The organism is Rhodanobacter hydrolyticus, assembly GCF_044904645.1.
On the sequence record NZ_JADIKK010000008.1, the window covers coordinates 2,158,431 to 2,182,703 of the forward strand.

The window sequence follows — 24,273 nt, forward strand, 5'->3', positions numbered from 1 at the left end:
GAACAGCCTCCGAGTGCAATGGCATACTTGGACCTTTCGGCTCCAGAGTACCTGCCATGCGCCTGCTCCCCGCCCTAGCCTTCGGCGCGCTCGCGCTGCCGCTGGCCGCCCACGCCAACGACCCGCACTCCTACGCCCAGCCCGACCAGGTGGTGGTGACCCATCTCGATCTCGACCTGAAGATCGACTTCCCGCACAAGCAGCTCGATGGCGTGGCCACGCTGAAGCTGGATTGGAAGAATCCCAAGGCACCTGCGCTGGTGCTGGACACGCGCGCCCTGTCGATCGACTCGGTGGCTGCAGTGGATGCCAGCGGCAACACCCAGCCGCTGAAGTACGCACTGGCGCCGGCCGACCAGGAACTGGGAAGCAAGCTCACCATCGAGGCGCCAGCGCATCCCTCGCAGGTGCGCATCACCTACGTCACCTCGCCCGAGGCCTCCGGTCTGCAATGGCTGCTGCCCGCGCAGACGGCGGACAAGAAGCTGCCCTTCATGTTCTCGCAGTCCGAATCCATCCACGCGCGCTCGTGGGTGCCGCTGCAGGATTCGCCGGCGATCCGCTTCACCTACGACGCCCACGTCGCCGCACCGAAGGACGTGCGCGTGGTGATGAGCGCGCTGAACGATGCGAAGCATCCGCTGGACGGCGACTTCAAGTTCGACCAGCCGCATGCGATCCCGTCCTACCTGCTTGCCATCGCCGCGGGCGACATCGCGGTGAAGGAAACCGGGCCGCGTTCGGCGGTGTATGCCGAGCCCTCCGTGGTGGACAAGGCCGCCAGCGAGTTCGCCGACACCGAGAAAATGATCGAGACCGCGGAATCGCTGTACGGTCCCTACCGCTGGGGGCGCTACGACCTCCTGGTGCTGCCGCCGTCCTTCCCCTTCGGCGGCATGGAAAACCCGAACATGACCTTCGCCACGCCCACCATCATCGTGGGCGACAAGAGCCTGGTCAGCGTGATCTCGCACGAGCTGGCGCACTCGTGGTCGGGCAACCTGGTAACCAGCGCCGCGTGGCGCGACATTTGGCTCAACGAAGGCTTTACCACCTACGTGCAGGGCCGCATCACCGAGGCGCTGTACGGCAAGCGCCAGAGCGACGAGGAGGCACTGCTGTCCGCCCGTGCGCTGCAGAAATCCATCGCCCACATGCCCGCCAACTCGCAGAAGCTGGCGCCCGAGCCGCGCGGCGTGGGCGCCGACGACGCGCTTTCCGACGTGGCCTACGACAAGGGTTCGTGGTTCCTGCGCACGCTGGAGCAGAAGTTCGGCCGCGCGGATTTCGATGCCTACCTGAAGGGTTACTTCGACCACTTCGCCTGGCACAGCATCACCACCGAACAGATGCTGGCGTGGCTCAAGCCCAACCTGATCGACAAGTACCCCGGCAAGATGAGCTGGGACGAAGTGCAGGCCTGGGTGTACGGCACCGGCATCCCGAAGGACGCACCGCTGCCCGACTCGCCGCGCTTCGACACCATCGACAGGCGGCGCACAGCCTTCCTCGCCGGCACCTTGGCCGCCGTGCAGCTCGGCGCCAAGGACTGGAATACGCAGGAGTGGATGTACTTCCTCGACCGCCTGCCCGACGTGCCCACGCTGGCGCAGGTACAAGCCATCGATGCCGCCTGGCACCTCACCGGCACGCACAATGCCGAGATCGGCATGCGCTGGTACGTGCACGCCATCGCCGCCGGCGACAAGGACGTGTGGCCTGCCGCCGCCGAACACATGACCCGAATCGGGCGGCTCTACCTCACGATGCCGGTGTACGGCGCGTTCGCCAGGACACCGGAAGGCCTGTCCTATGCCGAACAGGTCTACGCCAAGGCGAAAGATGGTTACCACCCGATGACGCAGCAGGCGATCGGGCGCTTGTTCGCGAAGGCGAAGGAAAAGCAGGCGGCTGCGAAGTAAGTTCGCCCCCCCGATTCGCCGTCCCGTCAAAGGCGGGATGGCGAATCACCCGCTCCGTGAGTTCACATCATGCCCAACACCAACATCCCCGCCCGCCCGCTCTGGAAGCGCATGCTCATCCGCCGGCTGAAGTTCCTCGCCATCGTGGTGGTGGTGCTGGGCGTGCTGCTGGGTGGCAGCTACCTGTTCGCGCCGCAGTGGCTGCTGCGCGCCAACTACGCGCGCGAGGCGATGGCCGCGCACCTGGACAAGAAATCGGTGCAGGCCGGCGACACGCGCTGGTCGTACTACGAGGGCGGCAGCGGTCCCACCATCGTGCTGCTGCACGGCTTTGCCGACAGCAAGGAAGTGTGGTTGGACATGGCCAAGCAGCTCACGCCGCACTTCCACCTCGTCATCCCCGACCTGCCGGGCTGGGGCGAGTCCTCGCGCGACATGGCCGCGAACTACGACATCGACGCGCAAGCGGTGCGCCTGCAAACCTTCGTGCAGACGCTGGGCCTCGATCGTTTCCTGCTGGCAGGGCACTCGATGGGCGGCGCCATTGCCGGCACCTATGCCGCCGAACATCCCGAGCACGTGAGCGCGTTGGCGCTGCTGGACAGCTTCGGACTGAAGTTCAACGAAAACGCCTTCGCGCGCGAGTCGCTGGCCGGCAAGGACCCGTTTGCGTTTTCCGACCGCGCAGGCTTCTGGCGCGCCACCGACCTCGTGCTCGCCAAGCGGCCCGATATTCCCGGCCGCTTCGTGGATGCACTGGTCGCGCGCAACGTGGCGGATCACGCCTTCATCGCCAAGGTGTTCGACGAGCTGCGCGAACCTTCGCAATACCTCGCCCTGCAGAACCGCCTCGGCCAGCTCACGATGCCGGTGCTGGGCCTGTGGTGCAACGGCGACAAGGTGATCGACATCTCCGCCCAGGACAGCCTGCGCAATGGCCTCGTCCACGCCAACGCCATCAGCACCAGCACACTGATCGGCTGCGGCCACATGCCGGAGCTGGAAAAGCCCGACGAAACCGCGCAGATCCTCACCGGGTTCGCGCTGTCGCACTGAAATCGCGGTTCTGCATCGCAATGCCATGAAACCAGGCCCCCGGCATACGGGGGCCTGGCGCTTCAGGGCCTTCACCCGGTCACGGTTTCAGTATCCGAACGGTGGCGTCAGTCCGGTGAAATCGCCGATCTCCTTAGCATCGTAGGGCCCATTGAGCTGGTTGTAGCCACTGCCGGGCATGTTCAACGCTCCTTGCGTGAACACCGTCTTTCCCAGCCTGTTTACCTCGATCACGCGGTCGTTGAACTGGTCGCTGATCAGCGTGTCACCGTTCCGCAGTCGCACTGCCCGGGTAGGCAGCGGCGCCGGATTGCTGCCGGTCTCTGTGTTGGTGAAGTACTGCCATACCGGCTTGTCGTTGCCGTCCACTTCGACGATGCGATTGTTGTTGGAGTCGGTGATCAAGGTGTCGCCGTCGGGCAGCCGGCTGGCGAACGCCGCGCCGCTCACCGTGCCTTGCGCAGTGAACTGCTTCACCAGTTGTCCGTCTTTGGTGACCTCGATCACCCGGCTGTTGCTCTCGTCGGCGATCAGGATGTGACCGTTGGCCAGCACCTCGGCGCTGTTCGGGTTGTTGAGCTGGTTCGGCCCGTCGCCGCTGACGCCGGTGCTGCCGTATTGCCACACGATCTGCTTGCGCAGGTTGACCAGGATGACGCGCTGGTTGGCCTGGTCGGCAATCAACACGTGCGACCCGTAGTGACCCGGAAAGCTGACCAGGAACAAGGCCTGCACCGGCGTGTTGAGCTGGTCGGGCCCGGCCCCACCCACGCCGGCCTGGCCGTACTGCCAGAGGATGTCGCCGTTGTGATCGACGATCAACACACGGTTGTCGGGGCAACCGTTCACGGTGTCGCTGCAACCGGGCAGGCCCGGCGGCGTGCCGGTACCGGAGATCAGGGTGAGCGAGCCGAAGCGCTCGGCATCGTTGGTGCCCACGACGCTGTGCGGACCCGGCAAGTCGGAGCCGTTGCCGAACCGCCACACCACCAGGTGTGTCTGGCGATTGATTTCAACGACGCGGTTGTTGAACTGGTCGGCGACGAGGATGTTGCCATCGTCGTCCTGGGCAGCTGCCGTCCTTGCATACAAGCTGCCTGCGGCCACCCCGGCAACAAGCAAGGCCAGTGCGAGACGCCGCATGATCGGTGCGGAAATCAGGATGCGTACCATGGGAATTCCTCCGTTCGGGTTGCATGACAAAAGAGGGCTGCCCGCACCGTGCGGCAGGCGCGATGCGCAACCGGGAGTCCTGCGTGAAGACGAGCGAATCCCTGCCGCGGAGCAGCCTCCCGTCCTTGCCGTATTGCCCATCCCACCTTCGTCTGATCGGCGGACGGGCGCTTTGGATGCCGTTACACCTGCCTCATGCAACGGCCATCCGGATCGAAAACCTCACCACGCATACGAAACGCCGAGCAGCCAGGCGGAGCGCCGCACGTCCGCACCTGCCGGATAGTCATAGACGAGGTCGTAGCCACGCGCGCCACGCACCGCAGCCCAGCTCAGCTGGATGTCCCAGGGTGCAAGCGCCAGGCCCAGCCCTCCGCGCATGTCGGTGCGGAACCGGCTGGTGTGATCGCTGGCCACGTCGCCACCGTGACGCAGGCATCCGACATGGCCGAAGAGATACCAGTGCTGCGTCAGCGCATGGCTGGTGTCGAGCTCGGCATACAGCGCAGCGGCTCCGAAACCGAAGTAATCCGGTGCGTAGTAGATGCGGCCCGTCAGTTGCCGATAGCTCAGGCCCGCATAGGCCTCCGTGTAGGCGTAGGATTCCGCCCCCGTGAACCGGCTGTAGCGCACGCCCGCGTCCCAGCTCCAGTCCGCGCCCAGGCGCCGGGCGTAGCCGGCATAGCCAAGCAACTGGACAGCATCCCGCGCATCGGCGCGTACGGTGGACATCATGCCTCCCTCATACCAGCCGCTCGCCGGCTGGTCGTAGTCGATCGACAGCTGGGCCGAAGGCTGTCCGTCGCTGAGGGAAACGCCGCGGAACTGGTAGTCCGACGCCAGCGTCGCGCTGGCTGCGACTTGCGCATGGGCTTGCGCCATGCACAGGAGGGCGGCCACGACGACGACGGTTCGCAACACGCAGGCGTTCTCATCGACGCGGCGCTCCCGTCGACGCACTCGCCGTGGCGCAGTCGCAGCTGCAACGCCCGCTCACCCGCACCACCGCCGCGCACGCGTCGATCACCGCTGGCCGCAGTGATGCGAAGCCTAGCGCGGCTCCCGTGTTCAGCGCGTCGTGCAGCGCGGCGGAGCCGACGCCGGGCGACGACGCACGCAGCAGCGCCACCAGCCCGCTGACTTCCGCTGCCGCGAACGATGTGCCGGTCACGAAATTCCAGCGCATGCCAGGCTCGGTGGTGGGGACATCCGCACCGGGAGCCTGCAGCTCATCCGGAATGACGGCCCGGCTTGTCTGCTCGTCGGCCACCGCCACCACGCCATGCAGCGAGGCCGGAAAACCGCCGTCCGTAGCCGTAGGGTCCACCGCGGCAACGACCGTGACGTGACGCGACAAGGCGACGTCCAGCAGTCGCTCCAGCAGGCGGTCGTGCGGACCGGCCAGGCTCAGGTTGAAGACCACGGCGCGGGTTTCCAGCGCGTATTGCAGCGCCTTGGCCAGAGTAAAGCTGTCGCAACTGGATGCGTCGCCATCCGCCGCCTGCCAGCACGCGCGCAAGGCCAGCAGGCGAGCACCAGGCGCCACACCGGCGATGCCCACGCCGTTGCCCTCGCGGGCGACGATGATGCCGGCCACTTCCGTGCCGTGCCGCTCGGCACGGTAGTCGCCGTCCCCGACGAAGTTGCGCGTCTGCGCCACCTGTCCGCCGAGGTCGGGGTTCGTGGTATCCACGCCGCTGTCGATCTCGGCAATGGTGATGCCCTTGCCAGTGCTGACGGCGTGCAACTCGGCGAGATGCCATTGGCTGGCCGTCGGCTGCAATGGATAGAGCGGGTCCGCCGCCCCCAGCACGTGGAAGCGTTGCACCGGCTCGGCCGACTCCACCCGCGCATCGCGCGAGAGTGCCTGCAGCAGCTGCCGTGTCGAAGTGTTCGCCGGCGCCTGCATCACGAAGCAGTCCAGGCCCAGCGCCGGCATCGGCCAGCTGTCGAGGAGCCGCAGGCCATGCTCATGTGCCAGCGCCTGCGCCATGCGCTTGCGCGCGACGGCTTCGGGTGCCACCTGGTAATCGCCACCCGCATAGCCGTCGCCTCCGCGCAGATGCGGCGCCGGCATGCGCAGCATGACCAGCACCCGTGGCTGGGCCGCTGCGAAGCCCGGCTCCGACGCCGCGTTCCGGATCGGCGCGCAAACGGCGAGGCCGAGCGCGCAGCCCGTGATCAGGCGCGGCCAGAGGCGACTCATGGTTGACCGTCCGCTTCGAGGCCTTCCACCATCGTGACCTCGGGGGAGTCGCGCAGCATCCTGCGTGCCGCATCGATGTGCGCGTCGGGCACGCGCAGCAGATAGGCGCCGGCCGCGGTCGGACCATCCACGATGCGCGCATCGCCGGCACGCAACAGCTGGCGCAGCCGGGCTTCGCTGATGCGCGGATCGAACGCCACGACGAGCACCGAAGCTCTGACCGACGGCGCGCCAAGCGTGTGGTACGTCGCGTGCTGCTGGCGGAACGCCACGGCGCCAAGCCCGAGGATCAGCACGGCTTCCACCGCTGCGAGCCATGCCAGCCGCCGACCGCGTTGCCGCCATACCGAAACCGGCGGGATGGGCATCACGGACGCACCCGTCGTGATGCGCCGGCGCAGACGACGCATCACGCGCGGCGCGTTGAACGCCACCGAATCGTCGCCCGGATATTCTTCCTGCAATGCACGCAGCCATGCAGCTTCGCGCCGGCACGTCGCGCACTCCGCAAGGTGCCGCTCCACCTGCGCGCGGTCGCCGTCCGCAAGGGTGCCATTGACCCACCAGGGCAACAGGCGATCGGCCTGTGCGTGGGTGGAGCCTTCGAACCTGATGACGCGACCCTTCATATGGCCTCCCTGTGCGCCGTCAGCCAGAGCTTGAGCTTGCGGCGCGCATGGAACATCCGCGTCTTCACGGTATCGACCGGACAGCCTACGATTTGCGCGATTTCGCGGCAGGCATAGCCGAAGTAATAGGTGAGTTCCATCACGGCGCGCTGCTCGGGCGACAGCGTCGCAAGCGCAACATCCAGGTGCGCGTGCAACTCCTGCTGCTGCAGCTCTTCCTCGGGCCCGGCGGCACCGGCAACTTCCGGGAGTTCACCCGTATCGAAGTCCACGGATACACCGTTGCGGCGCAATTTCTTCAGCGCCTGCCGATAGGCGATCGCCAATATCCAGGTCGACACCTTGGAACCGTGGTTGAAGGTGTACGCCTTGCGCCACACCACCAGCATGGTGTCATCAAGGATCTCGTCGACCAGCGCCGGCTGTTTAGTGATGCCGCGGACGAAGCGTTGCAGGCGTGGGCTGTAAAGGCGGTACAACTGCTCGAAGGCATCGGCATCCTCGGTGGCCACGCGACCGAGCAGGGCCACTTCCTCACTTGCCGAAATGGCGCCCCAGCGTCCGCCCTTCTTCGCCCGACCGTCGTGCATGGCTGCTCCCGGAATCAACCGATCCCTGCATGCGTCCATACCCAGCCCGGCGATTCCGGTTCAATCGTTCCGCGACGGCGGCAGCCATGGCGCAAGAGCGTCCGCACGGCCGGGCAGCGTCGAGGCTGCGCCACAAAGCGGAGTGCCGCAAGACCCTCCGCACTCCCTTACATGCAAATCCGGTGGCGAAAACAACCACGCACCCTTGCAATCACTGCCAAATCATCCGCGCATGGACGCATCGGCCAGCCGCGCGAGCCGCAGTTCCAGCCAACGGTCGACATCCGGCCACTCGCGATCGAGGATGGAATAGCACACGGTGTCGCGCAGGCTGCCGTCGGGGCGGCGTTTGTCGTTGCGCAGCACACCGTCGCGGTGAGCGCCAAGGCGTTCGATGGCGCGCTGCGAGTCGAGGTTGCGGTGGTCGGTATGCAACACCACCGCCGCGCAGCGCAGCGTATCGAAGGCATGCGCGAGCAGCAGGCGCTTGCAGGCGGTGTTGAGATGGCTCTTCTGCCAGCTTTTGGCATACCACGTGTAGCCGATGGCCACACGCGGCAATTCCGGTGTGACGTCGTAGTAGCGGGTGGTACCGACGATCTTGCCGCTACCCAGCTCGCGCACTGCGAACGGCAGCATGCTTCCGGCACGCTGCCCGGCCAGCGCCTTCTCCACGTAGGCGCCGGCTTCGCCGGGCGCGGGTGCGCTGGTGAACCACAGCTTCCACAGTTCGCCGTCGGCGGCGGCCGCTTCCAGCGCAGGGACATGGGCCAGGGTGAGCGGCTCCAGCGCGACATGTGCATCGCGCAGCAGAACGGGAGCGGCTAGGGCGGTCATGCGTCGAGGTCGGGGATCAGATTGCTTTCCAGCCGTGCGATGTGGTCCTTCAGCAGCAGCTTGCGCTTCTTCAGACGGGTGAGCTGCAGCTCGTCGCGGCCGATCGCGGCGGCCAGTTGGCCGATGGCGGAGTCGAGGTCGCGGTGCTCCTGCCGGAGTTCGGCGAGCAGTCGGGCGGTTTCGGCTTGATCCTGTACCTGCATGGCGGGCGCGACGGTGCGGATGATGCCCGCTAGTGTAGCGCCGCCCGATGCAGCCTGAGCGGGCAGGTACAATGGTTGTCCTGCCGTCCGCCGTCCCGATGCCCGCCATGTCCGCGCTGCCCGAATCCACCGCCACGCCCGCCGCCGAGACGGAACGCCTCGCCACGCGACTGCGTCACCTCACCGGCAAGGCGGTCACGGATTTCCGGATGATCGAGGACGGCGACAAGGTGATGGTGTGCCTGTCCGGCGGCAAGGATTCCTACACCCTGCTGGACATGCTGCTGCAGCTGCAGGCGAAGGCGCCGGTGCGCTTCGAGCTGATCGCGGTGAACCTGGACCAGAAACAACCGGGGTTTCCCGAACATGTGTTGCCGGAATACCTGAGGTCGCGCGGCGTTCCGTTCCACATCATCGAGCAGGACACCTACAGCACGGTCACCCGGGTGATCCCGGCGGGCAAGACCATGTGCAGCCTGTGTTCGCGGCTGCGGCGCGGCTCGCTGTACACGTGGGCGGCGGCGAACGGCATCACCAAGATCGCGCTGGGCCACCACCGGGACGACATCCTGGCCACCTTCTTCCTCAACCTGTTCCACCAGGCCAGCCTGAAGGCGATGCCGCCCAAGCTGCGCTCGGACGACGGCCGCCACGTGGTGATCCGCCCGCTGGCGTATTGCCGCGAGAGCGAGATCGCCGAATACGCTGCTCTGAGGGAATTTCCCATCATCCCCTGCAACCTTTGTGGCTCGCAGGAGAACCTGCAGCGCAAGCAGGTGCGGCGCATGCTGGACGAATGGGAGCACGAACACCCCGGGCGCAGCGAGACGATATTCCGCGCGCTGGGCAATGTGGCTCCTTCGCAGCTGGCCGACCGCAAGCTGTTCGATTTCGAGGGATTGGGAGCCTGCCGGACGTTGGCCGATCGGGCTGCAAATCCGCCTGATGCGGCTTCGACTTCCGCCGAGTCTTGCCTTGTGCCATCGGCACAGGGCGGCAATCCGTCGAAACTCGATCCTCGCGCAGTCGAATTTTCGCCTAGATCGCCAACATCCGACCGGCTCCATGGCGCCGGCGGCAGCGAAATCTGACATCATTGGGTGTTCGTCCGTATGGACGTCCATACTTCCATTTGAGTTCCCCATTCAAAGCAGCAGCGAGAAAACACGTGTCCATCTTTGCTTCCGTTGAAATGGCGCCGGGCGACCCGATCCTCGGCCTCACCGAAACCTACCTAGCCGATCCGCGCAAGGAGAAGGTGAACCTTGGCGTGGGCATCTACGTGGACGAGCAGGGCAAGGTGCCGGTACTGGGCGCGGTGCGTCAGGTGGAACAGGCGCTGGCCCGCGACGACCAGCCGCGCAGCTACCTGCCCATCGATGGCCTGCCCGCGTACAACCGCGCGACGCAGAAACTGCTGTTCGGCGAGGGCGCGACCATCCTCGAAGCGGGCCGCGTGGCCACCGCGCAGACCATCGGCGGCAGCGGTGCGCTGCGTGTGGGTGCGGATCTGCTCAAGAAAGTACTGGGCGCGAATGCGAAGCTGGCGATCAGCAATCCCAGCTGGGGCAACCACCACGTGGTGTTCCGCACCGCCGGCTTCCAGCTGATCGATTACCGCTATTACGACGACGCCAGCCATGGCCTCGATTTCGCCGGCATGCTGGAAGATCTCGGCAAGCTGGAACCCGGCACCGTGGTGCTGCTGCATGCCTGCTGCCACAACCCCACCGGCGTGGACCTGGACGCCGCGCAGTGGGCGCAGGTGGTGGCGCTGGTGAAGGATCGCGGCCTGCTGCCCTTCGTCGACATGGCCTACCAGGGCTTCGACAAGAACTCCACCGACGATGCCCTCGCGGTGCGCCTGCTGGCGGATTCGGGCATTCCGGCCTTCGTGGTGGCGAACTCGTACTCCAAGTCGTTCTCGCTGTATGGCGAGCGCGTGGGCGCGCTGAGCTTCATCGGCGCGGACCGCAGCGAGGCTGCGCGCCTGCTGTCGAACATCAAGACCACCATCCGTGCCAACTACTCCAGCCCCGCCACGCACGGCGGCAGGCTGGTGGCCGGCGTGCTGGAAAGCGCCGAACTGCGCGCGTTGTGGGAGCGGGAGCTGGGCGAAATGCGCGGCCGCATCCACGCGATGCGTGCGGCCTTCGTGGACAGGCTTGCCGCGTTGGGCGCACCGGACTTCGGCTTCATCAACAAGCAGGCCGGCATGTTCTCTTACTCGGGTCTGAGCAAGGCGCAGGTGGATCGCCTGCGCGAGGAATTCGCCATCTACGCGCTTTCCACTGGCCGGATTTGCGTGGCCGCGCTCAACACCGGCAATATCGAGTATGTGACCAGGGCTATCGCTGCTGTCTGCCGCTGATCCCGTTGGTTTGTCGTTCCGCGAACGGCCGCCGCAAGGCGGCCTTCGCATCTGCATGGATATCCAATGTTCTTCCGCAACCTCACCCTGTTCCGTTTTTCCCCTGCCGTTGCCGACGACCTGAAGCGCCTGGATGAAGCGCTGGGCGAACATCGCCTGCGTCCTTGCGGTCCGCTGGAGATGTTCACCAAGGGTTTCGTGCCGCCGGTCGGCCGTGGCGAGGAAGCCGCCCTCACCCATGCAGTGAAGCACTGCACATGGCTCACCGTGGGTGGCGAAGACAAGTTGCTGCCCGCTGCCGTGGTCAACGACGAGTTGCAGCGCAAAGTGCGCAAGATCGCCGAAGAGGAAGGCCGCAAGGTGGGCGGGCGCGAGCGCAAGCGGCTCAAGGAAGATCTGCTCACCGAGCTGCTGCCGCGCGCCTTCGTGCGCAGCTCGCGGCTCTCCGCCTATGTGGACACGCGGCACGGCTGGCTGGTGCTGGACACCTCCAGCCGCAAGAGTGCCGAGAACGCGCTCAGCCAGATCCGCGAGGCGCTGGGCAGCTTCCCCGCCGTGCCGCTGGCGCCGGAGGAAGGTCCGCGCGTGCTGATGACCGACTGGCTCGCCAACGGCACGCTGCCCGCCGGCCTCGCGCTGGGCGACGAGGTGGAACTGCGCGACCCGGCCACCGCCACCGGCGCCATCGCCAAATGCCGCCGCCAGGATCTCGATGCGGAAGAGGTGAAAGAGCACCTGCGCAACGGCAAGCAGGTGTTCCAGCTCGGCCTGGTGTTCGACGATCGCATGAGTTTCGTGCTGGGCGAGGACCTGATCGTGCGCAAGCTGAAATTCCTCGACGTAGTGACGGAAGAACTGGGCGACAGCCACGAGGACGCGGCCGCCGAGGCCGACGCCGGGTTTGCCCTGCTCACGCTGGAACTGGAGCGTTTGCTGGCCAAACTGGAGGAATGGTTCGGCCTACCGCGTCCCGCCGATGCGTGAGATTGGGCTCGGACAAGGGTTTGCGGGCACCATGACCCGCGGCCCTTGCGTCAGGGCGTAGTCCTCCCCCCATACTGTCCATCCGGGCTCTCGCCAACCCATGGCGGCGCCCGCGGCACAGGGACGGGCCGCACGCGGTCAAGCACGCAAGTGCCTGATCCGCGACAGCGAGACCGGACAGGTGCCGGACTCGCTGACTCGAACAATCGCCAGAAGGCGGCAGTTCGGGATTCCGGTTAGGCAGGCAGCAGGATCATGGCGCAGCATCTCGAAGGCGACTGGCTGGAACTGGCGACCGCAGGCGGCAACACCATCCGCGTGCTCAAGGCCGCCCATCCGCGCGCGCGGCGCCTGCGCCTCACGGTCACGGCCAGGGGCGCGCGCGTGACCTACCCCGACGGCACCCATCCGGCGCAGGTCAGCGCCTTCCTGCGCCACCACGCCGACTGGCTGGAACAGAAGCTCGACGAGCTCAACCTGGTCGTGAAGCCCCTGCCGCCGCTGCGCGTTGGGCACGCCACCACGGTGTCGTTGCGTGGAGAGGAAGTCGCGCTGGACTGGGACGAAGGCGCCTATCCGAAGGTTGAGGCGTCCGCCGGCGGACTCACCCTGGTGATCCCGCGCCCGCACACCCGCGCCCTGCTGGTGGCGCGCGGCCTGCTGGCCTCGCATTTCGAAACGCTGATACGCCGAGACGTGTCGCGCTGGCTGGCGTTGTACGTGCCGCAGCTGGGCCTCGCACCCACCGCGTTGAAGGTGCGGCCAATGAAGAGCCTGTGGGGCAGCCTCGACACCCGCGACCGCATCAACCTCGACCTTGCCCTGGCCTTGGCGCCCCCCGCTGCGCTGCGCTACGTGCTGGTGCATGAGCTCTGCCACCTCAAGGTACGCAGTCACGCACCGCGCTTCTGGGCGCAAGTGGAACAATTGATGCCCGAGTGGCGCGAACAGCGCGACTGGCTGCGCACGCACGGCGCCACGCTGAAAGCGGAACTGGATCGGCTGGTCGCGGACGTGGCGGACTGAAGTGCTGGAGGCTAGCGATGGCGTAGCAGCACGCCATCGCATTGCCGATCAGGCCATCGCGCCTGGGTGTAAGCAAATGGCGCGCATGGCGGTCGCTTGAAGATCAAGCCATCCTCGGGCCGGTCAGCTCTGCGGCGGAAACCAGACATGCCGGATCTTGCCGTCTCGCACTTCGTATACCGCGACGGCCTCGGGCTGCCCCTTGCCCGGCGGAAGACCCATCAAACGCTCCTGGTCGACCACGACGGGGCCGTTGACGACGCGCTGGACGATCACCACGCGAAACTCCTTCGGTGCAGTCGCAAGAAAGGCATAACCGCGCTTCAGCGCTACGACGCCTGTAATCGCCGGACGTTTGCCGCCGAGGTCGGCGACGGTCACGTCATCGGCGTAGCAGGAGGCAAACGTGGCGACATCGTGCGCGTTGTAGGCGTCAACCTGCGCCTGGACAACCTCCGCCGGATCATTCGATTTGTTTGCGCATGCCAGAGCGGACAGCGGATGCAACAAGGCCAGTATGGAAACGGAAAGAATTCTGGTAACTGCAGACATGTGCTTCTCCGAAGTGGTGACGCGCATCATCGGACCCATTCGTAGCCTGTGCCAGCGTTCGTTGAACTGTCCCCGTAGCAAATTGCCGGGTGGCTCTAGCGCTCCTGTCCAGACAATACGAGCCGCCAGGCATCACACGGAACGGTCCACATCAAACACACACCGGCAGCCCCTGAGGCGTCCGGCGCTTCAGATCCATATGCCCCTGCCGACAAATGTCTGGATGCCTTGGTCCGCGCTCCAATCGAGACTCAGAGATCAAAATCCGGCGATAAACCTCGGTTAGCCTGTATGGCGACCGGGGTAGACGATGTGGTGTGCTCAAGCAGGGGGCTGTCGATGAACCACTGGCGTTCGCGCGTGCTGTGTCTGTGCGCCTGGGGTGCCGCAATGGCCGCCCACGCCGGTTCCTTGACCGTGAAAATGGTCGATAGCCAGGGTCACCCCATCAGCGACGGAGTGGCGACCATCGACCGCGCCTACAAGCCATCCGCACCGAGCACGCACTACGTCGACCAGAAGAACGAGACCTTCATCCCGTATGTGGAAGTCGTGCATCCGGGTGACAGCGTGGTGTTCCGCAACAGCGACAGCACGCGTCACCATGTTTACACCTTCTCCCCGCTTGGCGCGTTCCAATTCATCCTGAGCCCGGGTGAAAGTTCGCCGCCGGTGGCCTTGAACCGCGCCGGCGTCATCGCGGTCGGCTGCAATATTCACGACCACATGATTGCGTATCTCGTGGTAGCTACTGACTTCGCGGAGGTCACCACGCAGAATGGCCAGGCGCATTTCGACGACCTGTCGCCTGGCCACTACACCGTCACGGTATGGCATCCGCAGCTATGGCCAGGCCGTCCGCCGATAAGCGCGGCCGTTGACGTTCCGGCCGAAGGCGCGACACAAGAACTGGCGTTCACGCTGAAACTCATGCCCGATCCGCGTCATTTCGTCGATCGGGAACATCTGGACTACTAGCGCGATGCGTATGGTCCTCGGCTTCCGTCTCCGCCTTGCGCTGTTCTTTGTCGGAATGCTGGCGGCGCTGCAGCTGATCACCGGCGCACTCGTCTATGGTGTGACGCGGCATGCGCTGATCGTGGATGGCGAGCGCCAGCTGGCCGCCAGCGCCAAGGCCTTCACTGCGCAGCTGGAGGACGTTTCCGCGCGCATTGCGGGCAACGTGCGGGTCATTGCGCTGGACTTTGCATTGCGCCAGGCCATTGCCCAGGGAGATCGCGGCACCGTGCTCTCGGTCCTGCACAATCATGGGCGCCGGGTAGGCGCTTCGCGGATGCAGCTCGTCAATATGGATGACACCATCGCCGCAGACACGGCTGACGGCCATGCCGATGGCAAGTTGTTTCAGTTTCCCGAATTGATCCAGCGAGCCTTCAATCAGCAGACCGCCGTGATGACCGCCGTGCAAGGGCACGTCTACTGGATCGTTGTCGTGCCCATCTACGCACCTCAGCCGGTGGGGCTGATCGTGGTCTATGTGCAGGTCGACGACGAGCTGCTCGCACACATGCAAGAGCTGAGCACGTTGCGGCGCGATGTGGCACTGGAAGTGCAAATGGCACCATCTCAGTGGCGTGCCGTGGCGCGAGGCGATCGATCCACGCCTTTCGCACGCGGGCTGGAACAGGTCACCGGTGATTTCCCCACCGAGCCCGGGTTGCGCCGAATCGCGCAGAGCGATTACATCGTGTTGGCGCAACCGCTTCAGCATCCCGACAACAGCGCGCCCGTCGTGGCGCTGTTTGGTTACTCGCTGGACGACGCGCTACGGCCCTACCACAACCTTGTATTGGCCTGGTTGGCACTGCTCGCGCTGGGACTGGCTGCCGGCCTGCTGGGCATCTGGGTGATTGCACGCAACGTTTCGCGGCCGGTTGAGTGGCTGGCCACCGTGGCCAAGCGCATCGAGCAAGGCGACTATCACATCCCGGCGCGCTCGAACCGACGAGACGAAATCGGCGCGCTGGCCAACGCCATCGGCACGATGGCGGCAGCCGTGCAGCAGCGCGAGGAACGCATCTATCACCAGGCAACGCATGACGACGTAACAGGTCTTCCAAACCGCGCGTCGATCGAAGATGACATCGCGCGCGACATGGCCGGCAACGTGACGCGTGGCAGCCTGTTGATGATCGGCCTTACACGGAGGCTGGAGATCATCAAGACCATGGGGCATGCGCTGTGCGATCGCTTGATGCGCGAGGCTGGCGAGCGTATCCAGCGCGCCGCAGTCGGCGCTCAGGTCGCACGCGCCACCGATGGCAATTTCGCCGCATGGTTTGCGGGGAGCGATCCCGACGACGCTGTCAGTGCAGCGAACCGCATTCTCGATGCACTTGCCATGCCCTATACGGAATCCGGGGTGAGCATCGACATGGGGCCCGCCATCGGCATTGCCCTCTACCCCACTCATGCTATTGCCGCCTTTGCATTGCTCCGTTACGCCGAAACTGCTCAGTTCGCTGCTGCCGGTTCGTCCAAGGCATGGGCGTTTTACGATGCATCGATCGATCCTCATCGCCCGGAAAGACTTTCACTGATGGGGGAGCTGCGCGAAGCGATCACGCAAGGCCATCTGGAGCTCTACTATCAACCTAAGTTGACGCTGGCGACGCGCCACCTGGAAGGCGTGGAAGCTTTGGTGCGCTGGAATCATCCGCAGCGGGGTTTGATATCGCCTGACGTATTTATCGCCATGGCGGAGGACACTGGGAATATCCAGCACCTGACCCGCTGGGTGCTGGGTGCGGCGGTCACTCAGGCCAGTCGATGGCATGAGCAAGGTTTGAATCTGAGCATGGCGGTAAACCTCTCGGCTCATGATCTGAGCGATGTGGACCTTCCTAGATACCTTGCCGACCTGACCGATTTGCATCGTTTGCCGCACGCGCTGTTGACGCTGGAAATTACCGAGCGTGCGGTGATCGGGGAATTTGAATCGGCCTTGCGTGTGCTGCAGCAACTTGGCGAGCACGGCTTTCAGATTGCCATCGACGACTTTGGTGTAGGCCAATCGTCATTGTCATACCTGCACCGACTTCCGGTCGACGAACTGAAGATTGACCAGAGCTTCGTCAAACACCTGATCGACGATGTCGATGACCGTGTCATCGTGCGTTCCATTGTGGAGCTCAGTCACAACCTCGGGTACAAGGTCACGGCAGAAGGCGTGGAGGACGAAGGTACGCTCCATTACCTGTCCTCGATCGCTTGCGATCACGCACAAGGTTTTTTTGTGGCAAGGCCGATGCAGGCCAGGGCGCTCCACGACTTCGTCGCCACCCAAATCGACAGCAGTGACGTATGAAAGTCCGTCGACTGTACCCAATGCTTGCGTTGTTGATCGCCACGACATCGCTGCGCGCGCAGGACTATGTTCTGCATGCCTATATCGATGAGCGGCTGGTCGCGGCGCCCGACGACACCAGCTGGACCAACGGAGGTTTCGGAAAAACCCGCTACGGCGGCAACCAGACACAGCTTCATTTTGGCGGTGCCGCGGTATACGGCGCGGCACAAATCACGCCGGATCTGCTCGCGATGGGGCAGGTGCAATACCAGACGGGCGACCGTGGCAGAGTCAGTTTGCTGGAAGGCTGGATTCGCTACCGTCCGGTCTCCACGACACCATGGCGCTGGTCCTTGCGCGCTGGCGCGCTGTTTCCTCCCGTATCGATGGAGAACGACGGTGTCGGCTGGACCAGCCCGTGGACGCTCAGCTCTTCCGCCATAAATACCTGGACGGGAGAAGAATTGCGCGCAGTCGGCGGCGAGTTTGAGCTGGAGCATCGCGGCGAGGTCAGCAATTGGGATTTCCGTGCATCGCTGTTCCGTCGCGACGATCCTGCGGGCACCGTGTTGGCCATACGGGGCTGGTCCATCGGCGATCTGGTTTCCGGCATCGGCACTCGCTTGCGCGAACCCGATGCCGAGGTCAGCGAGGAGGATGAGACGCCGCCAAACTATTACGACCCGTTCCGCAGTATCGGCGCATCGCACTGGGGCGACTATGTGGCCGTCAGCTGGCACGCGCCGGGTGAGACGAGCGTGAGTGTCATGCATTACGACAACCATGCCGATCCGGGCGCATCCGCTCCTTATGCCGGCGGTGACGAGCAATACGCCTGGCGAACCCGTTTCTGGAGCGCTGGTGCGCGCACGGATACCGGCGCCATCACCTGGATCGCGCAGGCATTGGACGGTTACACCACCATCGAACCCGTGGAGGACGCATACCAGCGCACGCATTACCGCTCCGCCTTCTTGCTCGCGGGATGGAATCGCGGCGCATGGCGTCCCGCTTTGCGAATCGAGCACTTCAGCACCCTGACGCCGTCGAGCGATGTCGACTGGAGTCAAAGCGAGCACGGCAATGCGGTGACCGGGGCCTTGAATTGGAGACCGCGCAGCTATCTGCGCCTTACGGCTGAAGTACTGCGCATCGACAGCACGTCAACGCTGCGCGCCGAATACGGATTGCCCGCAAGAATCATCGACACCCAACTCCAGCTAAGTGTGAGGTTGCTGTATTAGCGCGTCATGCGTATGCGCCTCCGAACGGCACTCATGGAAGAAGTTTGCGGTGGCGTGGCAGGTGGGTGCGAGATGGTTGCTCAGATACCGTAGCACCCTGTCCCGTGACCGGCTGGACCGACTGCGCGCTGATGCTCTACCCCGACATGGCTGAGCGGCCAGAGCGCAAGGCGTTCGAAAACCATGCTGACAGCAGGACGCCGCGCAGCCACACGCCGCTCGAAGGCGCCTCGCGGCAGGTTCGTCTGGCGTTTGCGTAGCGATAACCGCCCCAGGCTGACGCCGGCTTTCGAAAGCGAAAGAGGGCGGCTGGTCATAAGCCACCTGACAACCGTCACTCGATCAGGCCATGGCAACGGCGCATGCTTGGCGCATCGTCCTCGCTGGTTACCGTCATGTCGCCTTTCGAGAACTACACCAAGCTTGCCGTCGCCGTGATCTGGGTGGCGTGGCTGCTGTACTGGTTCATCAGTGCATTCGGCAACAAGGCGGCGGCGCGGGTGGATGGCTGGGCTTCGTTCCTGACCTACCGCGTGCCGCTGATACTCGCCTTCCTGCTGCTGTTCGGCAGGGCCCTGGGACGGTTTTGGCCCTGGTTGGGGCAGCGCTTCTTGCCGCATGGCATGGCGTGGCCGTGCGTCGGGCTGGCCGTATTGCTGCTGGGCTTGGCGTTCGCGTGCTGGGCGCGCGTTGCACTCGGGCGCAACTGGAGCGCCACGGTGCAGCTGAAGCAGGGCCATGAACTGGTGACCGCGGGGCCGTACCGATGGGTTCGCCACCCGATCTACACCGGCATGTTGTCGGGCGTGCTGGGCAGCGCGCTGGTGATAGGCGAATGGCGCGGCCTGATCGCGCTGGTGCTGGTCTTCGCCTCATTCGCCTACAAGCTGCGCCATGAGGAAAGCTGGATGCGCGAGCAGTTCGGCGCCACCTACACGGAATACATGCGGCACACGAAAGCGTTGATTCCCGGCTTGCTGTGAAGCTACTTGCACCCGGCAGAGGAACCTGCGAAATCGCGGTGCAAAGCTCCTCGTTGAAGCGCCACAGTCAAACCACGCGCGCGAACAAGCTGCCGTGAGCCGGCAGGTTCAAACGCCCGCCATTCATCGCGCCTTCCACCAGGCCATGCCCTTGCAGCGGCTGCAATGCGTCCGATAGCGGCGGCGCACACTCCACCGCTGCGGCGGAAAGATTGAACACCGCCAGCAGGCGCTCGTCGCCCAGTTCACGCACGAAGGCGAGCACCGGTTCGGGCGTTTCGAGGAAGCGGATGCTGCCGTGACGCAATGCGGGTTGTTCGCGCCGCCAGCGCATGAAGCGACGGTAGCCGTTGAGTGCCGACGCGGGATCGTCCTGCTGGTACGCCACGTTCAACGCACCATGCTCGGTCGGCACCGGCAGCCATGGCGTGGCGCGGCTGAAGCCGGCGTGCTCGCCGTCGTCCCACGGCATCGGCGTGCGACAGCCGTCGCGACCCTTGAATTCGGGCCAGAAGGTGATGCCGTAGGGATCGCGCAGCGCTTCGTAAGGCAGCTCGGCTTCGGTGAGGCCCAGTTCTTCGCCTTGGTAGACGCATACCGAACCACGTAGCGCACAGACCATCGCAGTGAGCTGGTTCGCCATCGCAGCGGAAGCGCGACCCTTGCCCCAGCGGCTGAGCACGCGTTCCACGTCGTGGTTGGAGATCGCCCAGCACGGCCAGCCTTCGGTCATCTTCGCCTCCAGCGCGCGCACGGTGTCGCGGATGTAGGCAGCGCTGAAGTCGTTGGTGAGCAGCTCGAAGCTGTAGCCCATGTGCAGGCGGCTGCCGCTGGTGTATTCGGCCATCGTCGCCAGCGAATCCTCGGAGGAGATCTCGCCCAGCGTGGCGATGTTGGGGTAGCGGTCCATCAGCGCGCGCAGATCCTGCAGGAACGCAAGATTCTCCGGCTGCGTGTTGTTGTGGAAGTGGTACTGGAACGCGTACGGGTTGTCCGCGCTGAAGCCGCGACCGGTGCGCATGGCCTTGGGCTTGGCCGGGTTGTCGCGCAGTTGCGCGTCGTGGAAGCAGAAGTTGATGGAGTCTAGGCGGAAACCGTCCACGCCGCGGTCCAGCCAGAAGCGCAGGTTGTCCAGCACCGCGGCGCGCACGTCCGGGTTGTGGAAGTTGAGGTCGGGCTGGCTGGCGAGGAAGTTGTGCAGGTAGTACTGGCCGCGCCGCGGCTCCCACTGCCATGCGCTGCCGCCGAAGATCGAGAGCCAGTTGTTCGGCGGCGTGCCGTCCTCGTTCGCGTCGGCCCACACGTACCAGTCGGCCTTGGGATTGTCGCGGCCCTGCTTGCTTTCCTTGAACCACGCATGCTCGTCCGAGGTATGGCTGAGCACCTGGTCGATCATCACCTTGATGCCGCGCGCGTGCGCTTCGCCCAGCAAGCGGTCGAAGTCGCCCAACGTCCCGAACAGCGGATCGACATCGCAAGGATCTGCGATGTCGTAGCCGAAATCCGCCATCGGCGACTTGAAGAATGGCGCCACCCAGATCGCGTCCACGCCGAGACTGGCCACGTAGTCGAGCCGTTCGATGATGCCCTGCAGATCGCCCACGCCATCGCCATTGGTATCGAGGAAACTGCGTGGGTAGATCTGGTAGATGACGGCTCCGCGCCACCAGGGTGAATTGGTCATTGCTGTCCCCATGACGTGAGGCAATCCGCCTGTCGTCGAAGTGGCGATCAGCTTAGTGGCAGGCCGCGCGCACCCTGCACAGTGCTGCATACGTATTCATGGATGCTGCAGTCGCGTCATGCCTCGAAACAAATGGACGTCCAAATGATTTTCCGCCGATTGATCCGCATGCGAGGAAATTCAGCAACGGCGCGGCTTGGCGCGCAAAAGAAGGCGTGACGGACCGCGCGATGCTGCACTGCGGCGGCCGCATTTCAGCCGCGCCATGAATACGTATGCATGAATCGCTCGCGTCGAAAACGCAGGCCTACCATGCAGTCACGCGAAAGGGGCACGCATGCGCAAGCCGGCTTTCCGACTGCCGCCGCCGAGGAAATCGCCGGACGGTTCGCGCGACAACGACAATAATCATTCTTCGTGGGGAGACGAAAACATGCTGATGAAACACAAGCTGTTGGCCATGGCGATCGCGACGGCCTGCTTCGGCGCCTGCGCCGTGGCGAATGCCGCCACCGCGCCTGCCGCGCAGCAGCAGGACACACAGGCGACTTCGCAGGGCACCACTACCGGCACCAGCGCCAATTCCCAGTCCGACGGCCAGAACAAGAAGGACAAGGAAAAGGCCAAGCAGATGCAGGCCGTGCAGGTGAACGGCTTCGTCAGCAGCATCGAGAACTCCACCGCGCTGAAGAAGAACGCCGACACCATCGTCGAGGCGGTCTCGGCCGAACAGGTCGGCAAGCTGCCCGGCGCCTCCATCGCCGACGCGCTGGGCCGCCTGCCGGGCATCGCGGCGCAGGACGTGGACGGCCGCCCGCAGGTGCTGAACATCCACGGCCTTGGCCCCGACTTCTCCAACGTGTTGATCAACGGCGGCCAGCAGGTCAGCACCAACAACAACCGCGACGTGGCGCTCGACCAGTACCCGTCGAGCTGGTTCGACAACGTGGTGGTGCACCTCTCGCCCGAGGCCGACCTGATCGGCCAGGGCATGGCCGGTACGACCGACATGCATACCATCCGCCCGCTGGACAAGAGCGGCCCCGAGGCGGCCGTGAACGCCAAGTACATCTGGAACAGCATGTCCCAGCTGGCTCCGGGCGAGGGCGAGGGCGTGAGCAACAAGGGCTACAACGTCAACGGCGTGTGGGTGGACCAGTTCGCCGACCACACCTTCGGCGTGACGCTGGGCGTGGACCTCGAGAACAACCCGACGCAGATCGAGCACCAGGCGCCGTGGGGCTACCTGGCCGACAGCAACGGCGACCAGGTGATCGGCGGTTCGAAGAACTACGGCATCACCGACTCGATGAAGCGCAACGGCCTGCTGGCCACCTTCGAGTGGCAGCCGAACGAGCACTACACCAGCACGCTCGACCTCACCTACGACAACTTCAAGGAAACCCAGGTAGCCAAGGGCATGGAGCTGCCGTTCCTGTGGGGCAACGGCGCGATCAAGCCCGGTCCGACCCTGGTGCCCGGCAATGTCGAGAACGGCTTCGTGCAGAGCGGCACGTACCAGAACATCGACCCGGTGATCCGCAACGACTTCAACAGCACGACCGCCCGCGTCTACAACTTCAACTGGGACAACAAGTTCACGATCAACGAAGACTGGTCGATCGACGCCGACGCCAACTACTCGCGCGCCACCCGCCAGGACGTGAACCTGGAAAGCTATTCGGGCACCGGCTACTACGATGCGGCGGCCGGCACGCGCGGCCAGCCCGGCAACTTCGGCTTCGCCGAGCTGCCCGACGGCATGCTCTACGCCGTCCCCTCGCTCGACTACACCCAGGGCGTAGTGCTGACCGACCCGCAGGCCTGGGGCTCGGGCAGCAACGTGGTGCAGGCGGGCTTCATCAACGCACCGCATACCGTCGACTGGCTGGCCAACTTCCGCGTCGCGGTGGAGCGCGACTTCGACAGCGGCATCTTCTCCAGCCTGAAGTTCGGCCTGTCTGACACCACCCGCACCAAGACCTACAACATCACCCAGGACTTCCTGACCCTGGGCGGCGGCACCCTGAGCAGCGGCAATGCGGTCATGACGGCACCGTTCAGCGGCAGCACCTGCAGCCCGCTGGCGTGGATGGGCATGGGTTCGGAGGAGTGCTACAACCCGTTCAGTCTGATCGACAACGGCACCCTGGTGGAAGTCCCCACCTTCATGTCGTCGCTGCCGCTGCCGCCGGACTGGCGTGTGCATGAGCGCGACTTCAACCCCTACCTGCAGTTCAACCTCGACACCACACTGGGCGCCGTCGCTCTGCGCGGCAACTTCGGCATCCAGATAGCCCACACCGACCAGACCTCGGATGGCGAGCGCGTAGCGCCCGGCAGTGCGCTCACCGGCGGCCAGACTCAGCTGATCCCGGTGACCGGTGGCACCAGCTACACCCGCTACCTGCCCAGCGCCAACCTGATCTTCGGCTTCACCGACAACGACGACCTGCGTGTCAGCGCAGCCCGCACCATGGCCCAGCCGCGCATGGACCAGATGAACGCCAGCCAGAGCGTGAGCGGCAACATCACGAACCTGGCGTCCACCAATCCGAACCAGGCGTTCTTCAGCTCCACCGGTGGCAATGCAGCGCTGCTGCCCACCATGGCCGACAACTACAACATCAGCTACGAGCACTATTTCTCGGGCCCGATCACCGGCGGCTACCAGTGCAACGACGCCGACCAGAAGAACTCGGACCTGTGCCGCAACGGTGGCGGTGGCGGCTACATCGCGGTGTCGGCCTACTTCCTGAGCCTGCATGACTACATCGACCCGAACGCGGCCTACCTGTACGACTTCAGCGCGTTCATTCCGAACTACCTGACTTCGGCGCAGCAGGCCCAGCTCGGCACGCCGTACGGCATCGTTTCCGGTCCGACCAACGACGGCCACGGCTTCATCCGTGGCGAAGAGGTCACCTTGAACCTGCCGTTCAACTTGCTCACCCCGGTACTCGACGGCTTCGGCACCATCCTGACCGGCACCCACAACGACAGCTCGCTGGTGTACGGCAGCAATCCCACGCCGATCACCGTGCCGGGCCTGTCGAAGTGGGTGGCCCACGGCACGCTGTACTACCAGCACAACGGCTTCGAGGCGCGTATCAGCGACGACTACACCTCCAGCTTCCTGGGCGAGGTGTCGGGCATCAGCGCCTCGCGCATCGAGCAGACGCTGAAGGGCGGCAGCACCTACGACGCACAGGTGAGCTACACGTTCAGCAGCGGCACCTTCAAGAACCTGACCCTGATCGCGACGGGCTCCAACCTGTCGAACAAGATCTTCTCCACCTACCAGAACAACGATCCGCGCCAGGTGCTGATCTGGGAACGCTACGGCCGCACCTACTCGCTGGGCGCCTCGTACAAGTTCTAAGTTCCGACGATTGCCACTCCCCGACCGCCCCGCCGCGTACCAACCCGTCCGGCGGGGCATTTTTTTGTGGCAGCCATTCCTGGCGGCCACTTACGGGCCATTGCCGGCGCGATGTCAAAAA

At 64.9% G+C, this 24,273-nt stretch carries 21 protein-coding genes and 1 pseudogene; 13 read left to right on the forward strand and 9 right to left on the reverse strand.

Annotated elements, in window-relative coordinates; genetic code table 11:
- Nucleotides 1–56: 56 nt before the first annotated feature.
- Complete coding sequence (locus ISP25_RS12365; RefSeq protein WP_404614249.1) at nt 57–1,922, forward strand: M1 family metallopeptidase; 1,866 nt, start codon at nt 57–59, stop codon at nt 1,920–1,922.
- Between the two features lie 69 nt (nt 1,923–1,991).
- Nucleotides 1,992–2,978 carry an alpha/beta fold hydrolase gene (locus ISP25_RS12370; protein WP_404614251.1) on the forward strand — a complete coding sequence of 329 codons (987 nt, stop codon included), beginning with the start codon at nt 1,992–1,994 and terminating at the stop codon, nt 2,976–2,978.
- An 87-nt stretch (nt 2,979–3,065) separates the two neighbouring features.
- Here ISP25_RS12370 and ISP25_RS12375 read toward each other — a convergent pair whose 3' ends face one another.
- The 7 genes from ISP25_RS12375 to ISP25_RS12405 all read right to left on the reverse strand — a co-directional run bounded on the left by ISP25_RS12375 (nt 3,066) and on the right by ISP25_RS12405 (nt 8,616).
- Nucleotides 3,066–4,151: an NHL repeat-containing protein gene (locus ISP25_RS12375; RefSeq protein WP_404614253.1), complete on the reverse strand. Its 1,086-nt coding sequence runs from the start codon at nt 4,149–4,151 to the stop codon at nt 3,066–3,068.
- Nucleotides 4,152–4,373: 222 nt separating this feature from the next.
- Complete coding sequence (locus ISP25_RS12380) at nt 4,374–5,072, reverse strand: TorF family putative porin (protein ID WP_404614254.1); 699 nt, start codon at nt 5,070–5,072, stop codon at nt 4,374–4,376.
- Nucleotides 5,073–5,082: 10 nt separating this feature from the next.
- Nucleotides 5,083–6,357 (reverse strand): S8 family peptidase, encoded by a 1,275-nt coding sequence (locus tag ISP25_RS12385; protein ID WP_404614256.1) that lies wholly within the window; start codon nt 6,355–6,357, stop codon nt 5,083–5,085.
- Nucleotides 6,354–6,986 (reverse strand): zf-HC2 domain-containing protein, encoded by a 633-nt coding sequence (locus ISP25_RS12390; protein WP_404614257.1) that lies wholly within the window; start codon nt 6,984–6,986, stop codon nt 6,354–6,356. The genes ISP25_RS12385 and ISP25_RS12390 overlap by 4 nt, the downstream gene beginning before the upstream one ends.
- Entirely contained in the window at nt 6,983–7,576 is a 594-nt protein-coding gene (locus ISP25_RS12395) for an RNA polymerase sigma factor (RefSeq protein WP_404614259.1), read from the reverse strand. The genes ISP25_RS12390 and ISP25_RS12395 overlap by 4 nt, the downstream gene beginning before the upstream one ends.
- 222 nt (nt 7,577–7,798) lie before the next feature.
- Entirely contained in the window at nt 7,799–8,413 is a 615-nt protein-coding gene (locus ISP25_RS12400; RefSeq protein WP_404614261.1) for a GNAT family N-acetyltransferase, read from the reverse strand.
- Nucleotides 8,410–8,616, reverse strand: coding sequence for a YdcH family protein (locus ISP25_RS12405; protein ID WP_192156088.1), 207 nt, complete (start codon nt 8,614–8,616; stop codon nt 8,410–8,412). The genes ISP25_RS12400 and ISP25_RS12405 overlap by 4 nt, the downstream gene beginning before the upstream one ends.
- Before the next feature lie 98 nt (nt 8,617–8,714).
- Here ISP25_RS12405 and ttcA point away from each other — a divergent pair.
- The 4 genes and pseudogenes from ttcA to ISP25_RS12425 form a co-directional block, all read left to right on the forward strand.
- Nucleotides 8,715–9,587, forward strand: a pseudogene (gene ttcA, locus ISP25_RS12410) (tRNA 2-thiocytidine(32) synthetase TtcA); the annotation flags it as partial.
- Nucleotides 9,588–9,784: 197 nt separating this feature from the next.
- Entirely contained in the window at nt 9,785–10,987 is a 1,203-nt protein-coding gene (locus tag ISP25_RS12415) for an amino acid aminotransferase (RefSeq protein WP_404614263.1), read from the forward strand.
- A gap of 66 nt (nt 10,988–11,053) precedes the next feature.
- The gene (locus ISP25_RS12420; protein WP_192155816.1) at nt 11,054–11,971 is read left to right on the forward strand and encodes a recombination-associated protein RdgC; all 918 of its coding nucleotides are present in this window, start codon (nt 11,054–11,056) and stop codon (nt 11,969–11,971) included.
- 255 nt (nt 11,972–12,226) lie between these two features.
- Nucleotides 12,227–12,997, forward strand: coding sequence for a M48 family metallopeptidase (locus tag ISP25_RS12425; RefSeq protein WP_192155818.1), 771 nt, complete (start codon nt 12,227–12,229; stop codon nt 12,995–12,997).
- 123 nt (nt 12,998–13,120) lie between these two features.
- Here the strand turns inward: ISP25_RS12425 and ISP25_RS12430 are convergent, their stop codons facing one another.
- Complete coding sequence (locus ISP25_RS12430) at nt 13,121–13,549, reverse strand: nuclear transport factor 2 family protein (protein WP_404614265.1); 429 nt, start codon at nt 13,547–13,549, stop codon at nt 13,121–13,123.
- 339 nt (nt 13,550–13,888) lie between these two features.
- Here ISP25_RS12430 and ISP25_RS12435 point away from each other — a divergent pair, with 339 nt between their 5' ends.
- From ISP25_RS12435 to ISP25_RS12455, 5 genes are all read left to right on the forward strand, one after another.
- A complete protein-coding gene (locus ISP25_RS12435; RefSeq protein WP_404614267.1) occupies nt 13,889–14,527 on the forward strand; it encodes a carboxypeptidase regulatory-like domain-containing protein in 639 nt (212 codons plus the stop codon).
- 4 nt (nt 14,528–14,531) lie between these two features.
- Nucleotides 14,532–16,877: a putative bifunctional diguanylate cyclase/phosphodiesterase gene (locus tag ISP25_RS12440; RefSeq protein ID WP_404614269.1), complete on the forward strand. Its 2,346-nt coding sequence runs from the start codon at nt 14,532–14,534 to the stop codon at nt 16,875–16,877.
- Entirely contained in the window at nt 16,874–18,103 is a 1,230-nt protein-coding gene (locus ISP25_RS12445) for a porin family protein (protein WP_404614271.1), read from the forward strand. The genes ISP25_RS12440 and ISP25_RS12445 overlap by 4 nt, the downstream gene beginning before the upstream one ends.
- Before the next feature lie 104 nt (nt 18,104–18,207).
- Nucleotides 18,208–18,363, forward strand: a complete 156-nt coding sequence (locus ISP25_RS12450; RefSeq protein ID WP_404614273.1) for a hypothetical protein — start codon at nt 18,208–18,210, stop codon at nt 18,361–18,363.
- A gap of 102 nt (nt 18,364–18,465) precedes the next feature.
- On the forward strand, nt 18,466–19,086 hold the full coding sequence (locus ISP25_RS12455) for a methyltransferase family protein (RefSeq protein ID WP_404614275.1): 621 nt from the start codon (nt 18,466–18,468) through the stop codon (nt 19,084–19,086).
- 67 nt (nt 19,087–19,153) lie between these two features.
- Here the strand turns inward: ISP25_RS12455 and ISP25_RS12460 are convergent, their stop codons facing one another.
- Nucleotides 19,154–20,770, reverse strand: a complete 1,617-nt coding sequence (locus ISP25_RS12460) for an alpha-glucosidase family protein (protein WP_404614277.1) — start codon at nt 20,768–20,770, stop codon at nt 19,154–19,156.
- A gap of 98 nt (nt 20,771–20,868) precedes the next feature.
- On the opposite strand from ISP25_RS12460, the gene ISP25_RS12465 reads away from it, so the two are divergent.
- Complete coding sequence (locus tag ISP25_RS12465) at nt 20,869–21,039, forward strand: hypothetical protein (RefSeq protein WP_404614279.1); 171 nt, start codon at nt 20,869–20,871, stop codon at nt 21,037–21,039.
- A 164-nt stretch (nt 21,040–21,203) separates the two neighbouring features.
- Nucleotides 21,204–24,152, forward strand: a complete 2,949-nt coding sequence (locus ISP25_RS12470; protein WP_404614281.1) for a TonB-dependent receptor — start codon at nt 21,204–21,206, stop codon at nt 24,150–24,152.
- Nucleotides 24,153–24,273 lie beyond the last annotated feature (121 nt).

Bases quoted from the DNA above. Each gene is read 5' to 3' on its own strand.
- ISP25_RS12365 (WP_404614249.1), top strand. From the start codon at position 57: ATGCGCCTGCTCCCCGCCCTAGCCTTCGGCGCGCTCGCGCTGCCGCTG.
- ISP25_RS12370 (WP_404614251.1), top strand. From the start codon at position 1,992: ATGCCCAACACCAACATCCCCGCCCGCCCGCTCTGGAAGCGCATGCTC.
- ISP25_RS12375 (WP_404614253.1), bottom strand. From the start codon at position 4,151: ATGGTACGCATCCTGATTTCCGCACCGATCATGCGGCGTCTCGCACTG.
- ISP25_RS12385 (WP_404614256.1), bottom strand. From the start codon at position 6,357: ATGAGTCGCCTCTGGCCGCGCCTGATCACGGGCTGCGCGCTCGGCCTC.
- ISP25_RS12390 (WP_404614257.1), bottom strand. From the start codon at position 6,986: ATGAAGGGTCGCGTCATCAGGTTCGAAGGCTCCACCCACGCACAGGCC.
- ISP25_RS12395 (WP_404614259.1), bottom strand. From the start codon at position 7,576: ATGCACGACGGTCGGGCGAAGAAGGGCGGACGCTGGGGCGCCATTTCG.
- ISP25_RS12400 (WP_404614261.1), bottom strand. From the start codon at position 8,413: ATGACCGCCCTAGCCGCTCCCGTTCTGCTGCGCGATGCACATGTCGCG.
- ISP25_RS12405 (WP_192156088.1), bottom strand. From the start codon at position 8,616: ATGCAGGTACAGGATCAAGCCGAAACCGCCCGACTGCTCGCCGAACTC.
- ISP25_RS12420 (WP_192155816.1), top strand. From the start codon at position 11,054: ATGTTCTTCCGCAACCTCACCCTGTTCCGTTTTTCCCCTGCCGTTGCC.
- ISP25_RS12425 (WP_192155818.1), top strand. From the start codon at position 12,227: ATGGCGCAGCATCTCGAAGGCGACTGGCTGGAACTGGCGACCGCAGGC.
- ISP25_RS12430 (WP_404614265.1), bottom strand. From the start codon at position 13,549: ATGTCTGCAGTTACCAGAATTCTTTCCGTTTCCATACTGGCCTTGTTG.
- ISP25_RS12435 (WP_404614267.1), top strand. From the start codon at position 13,889: ATGAACCACTGGCGTTCGCGCGTGCTGTGTCTGTGCGCCTGGGGTGCC.
- ISP25_RS12440 (WP_404614269.1), top strand. From the start codon at position 14,532: ATGCGTATGGTCCTCGGCTTCCGTCTCCGCCTTGCGCTGTTCTTTGTC.
- ISP25_RS12445 (WP_404614271.1), top strand. From the start codon at position 16,874: ATGAAAGTCCGTCGACTGTACCCAATGCTTGCGTTGTTGATCGCCACG.
- ISP25_RS12455 (WP_404614275.1), top strand. From the start codon at position 18,466: ATGCTTGGCGCATCGTCCTCGCTGGTTACCGTCATGTCGCCTTTCGAG.
- ISP25_RS12460 (WP_404614277.1), bottom strand. From the start codon at position 20,770: ATGACCAATTCACCCTGGTGGCGCGGAGCCGTCATCTACCAGATCTAC.
- ISP25_RS12465 (WP_404614279.1), top strand. From the start codon at position 20,869: ATGGATGCTGCAGTCGCGTCATGCCTCGAAACAAATGGACGTCCAAAT.
- ISP25_RS12470 (WP_404614281.1), top strand. From the start codon at position 21,204: ATGCTGATGAAACACAAGCTGTTGGCCATGGCGATCGCGACGGCCTGC.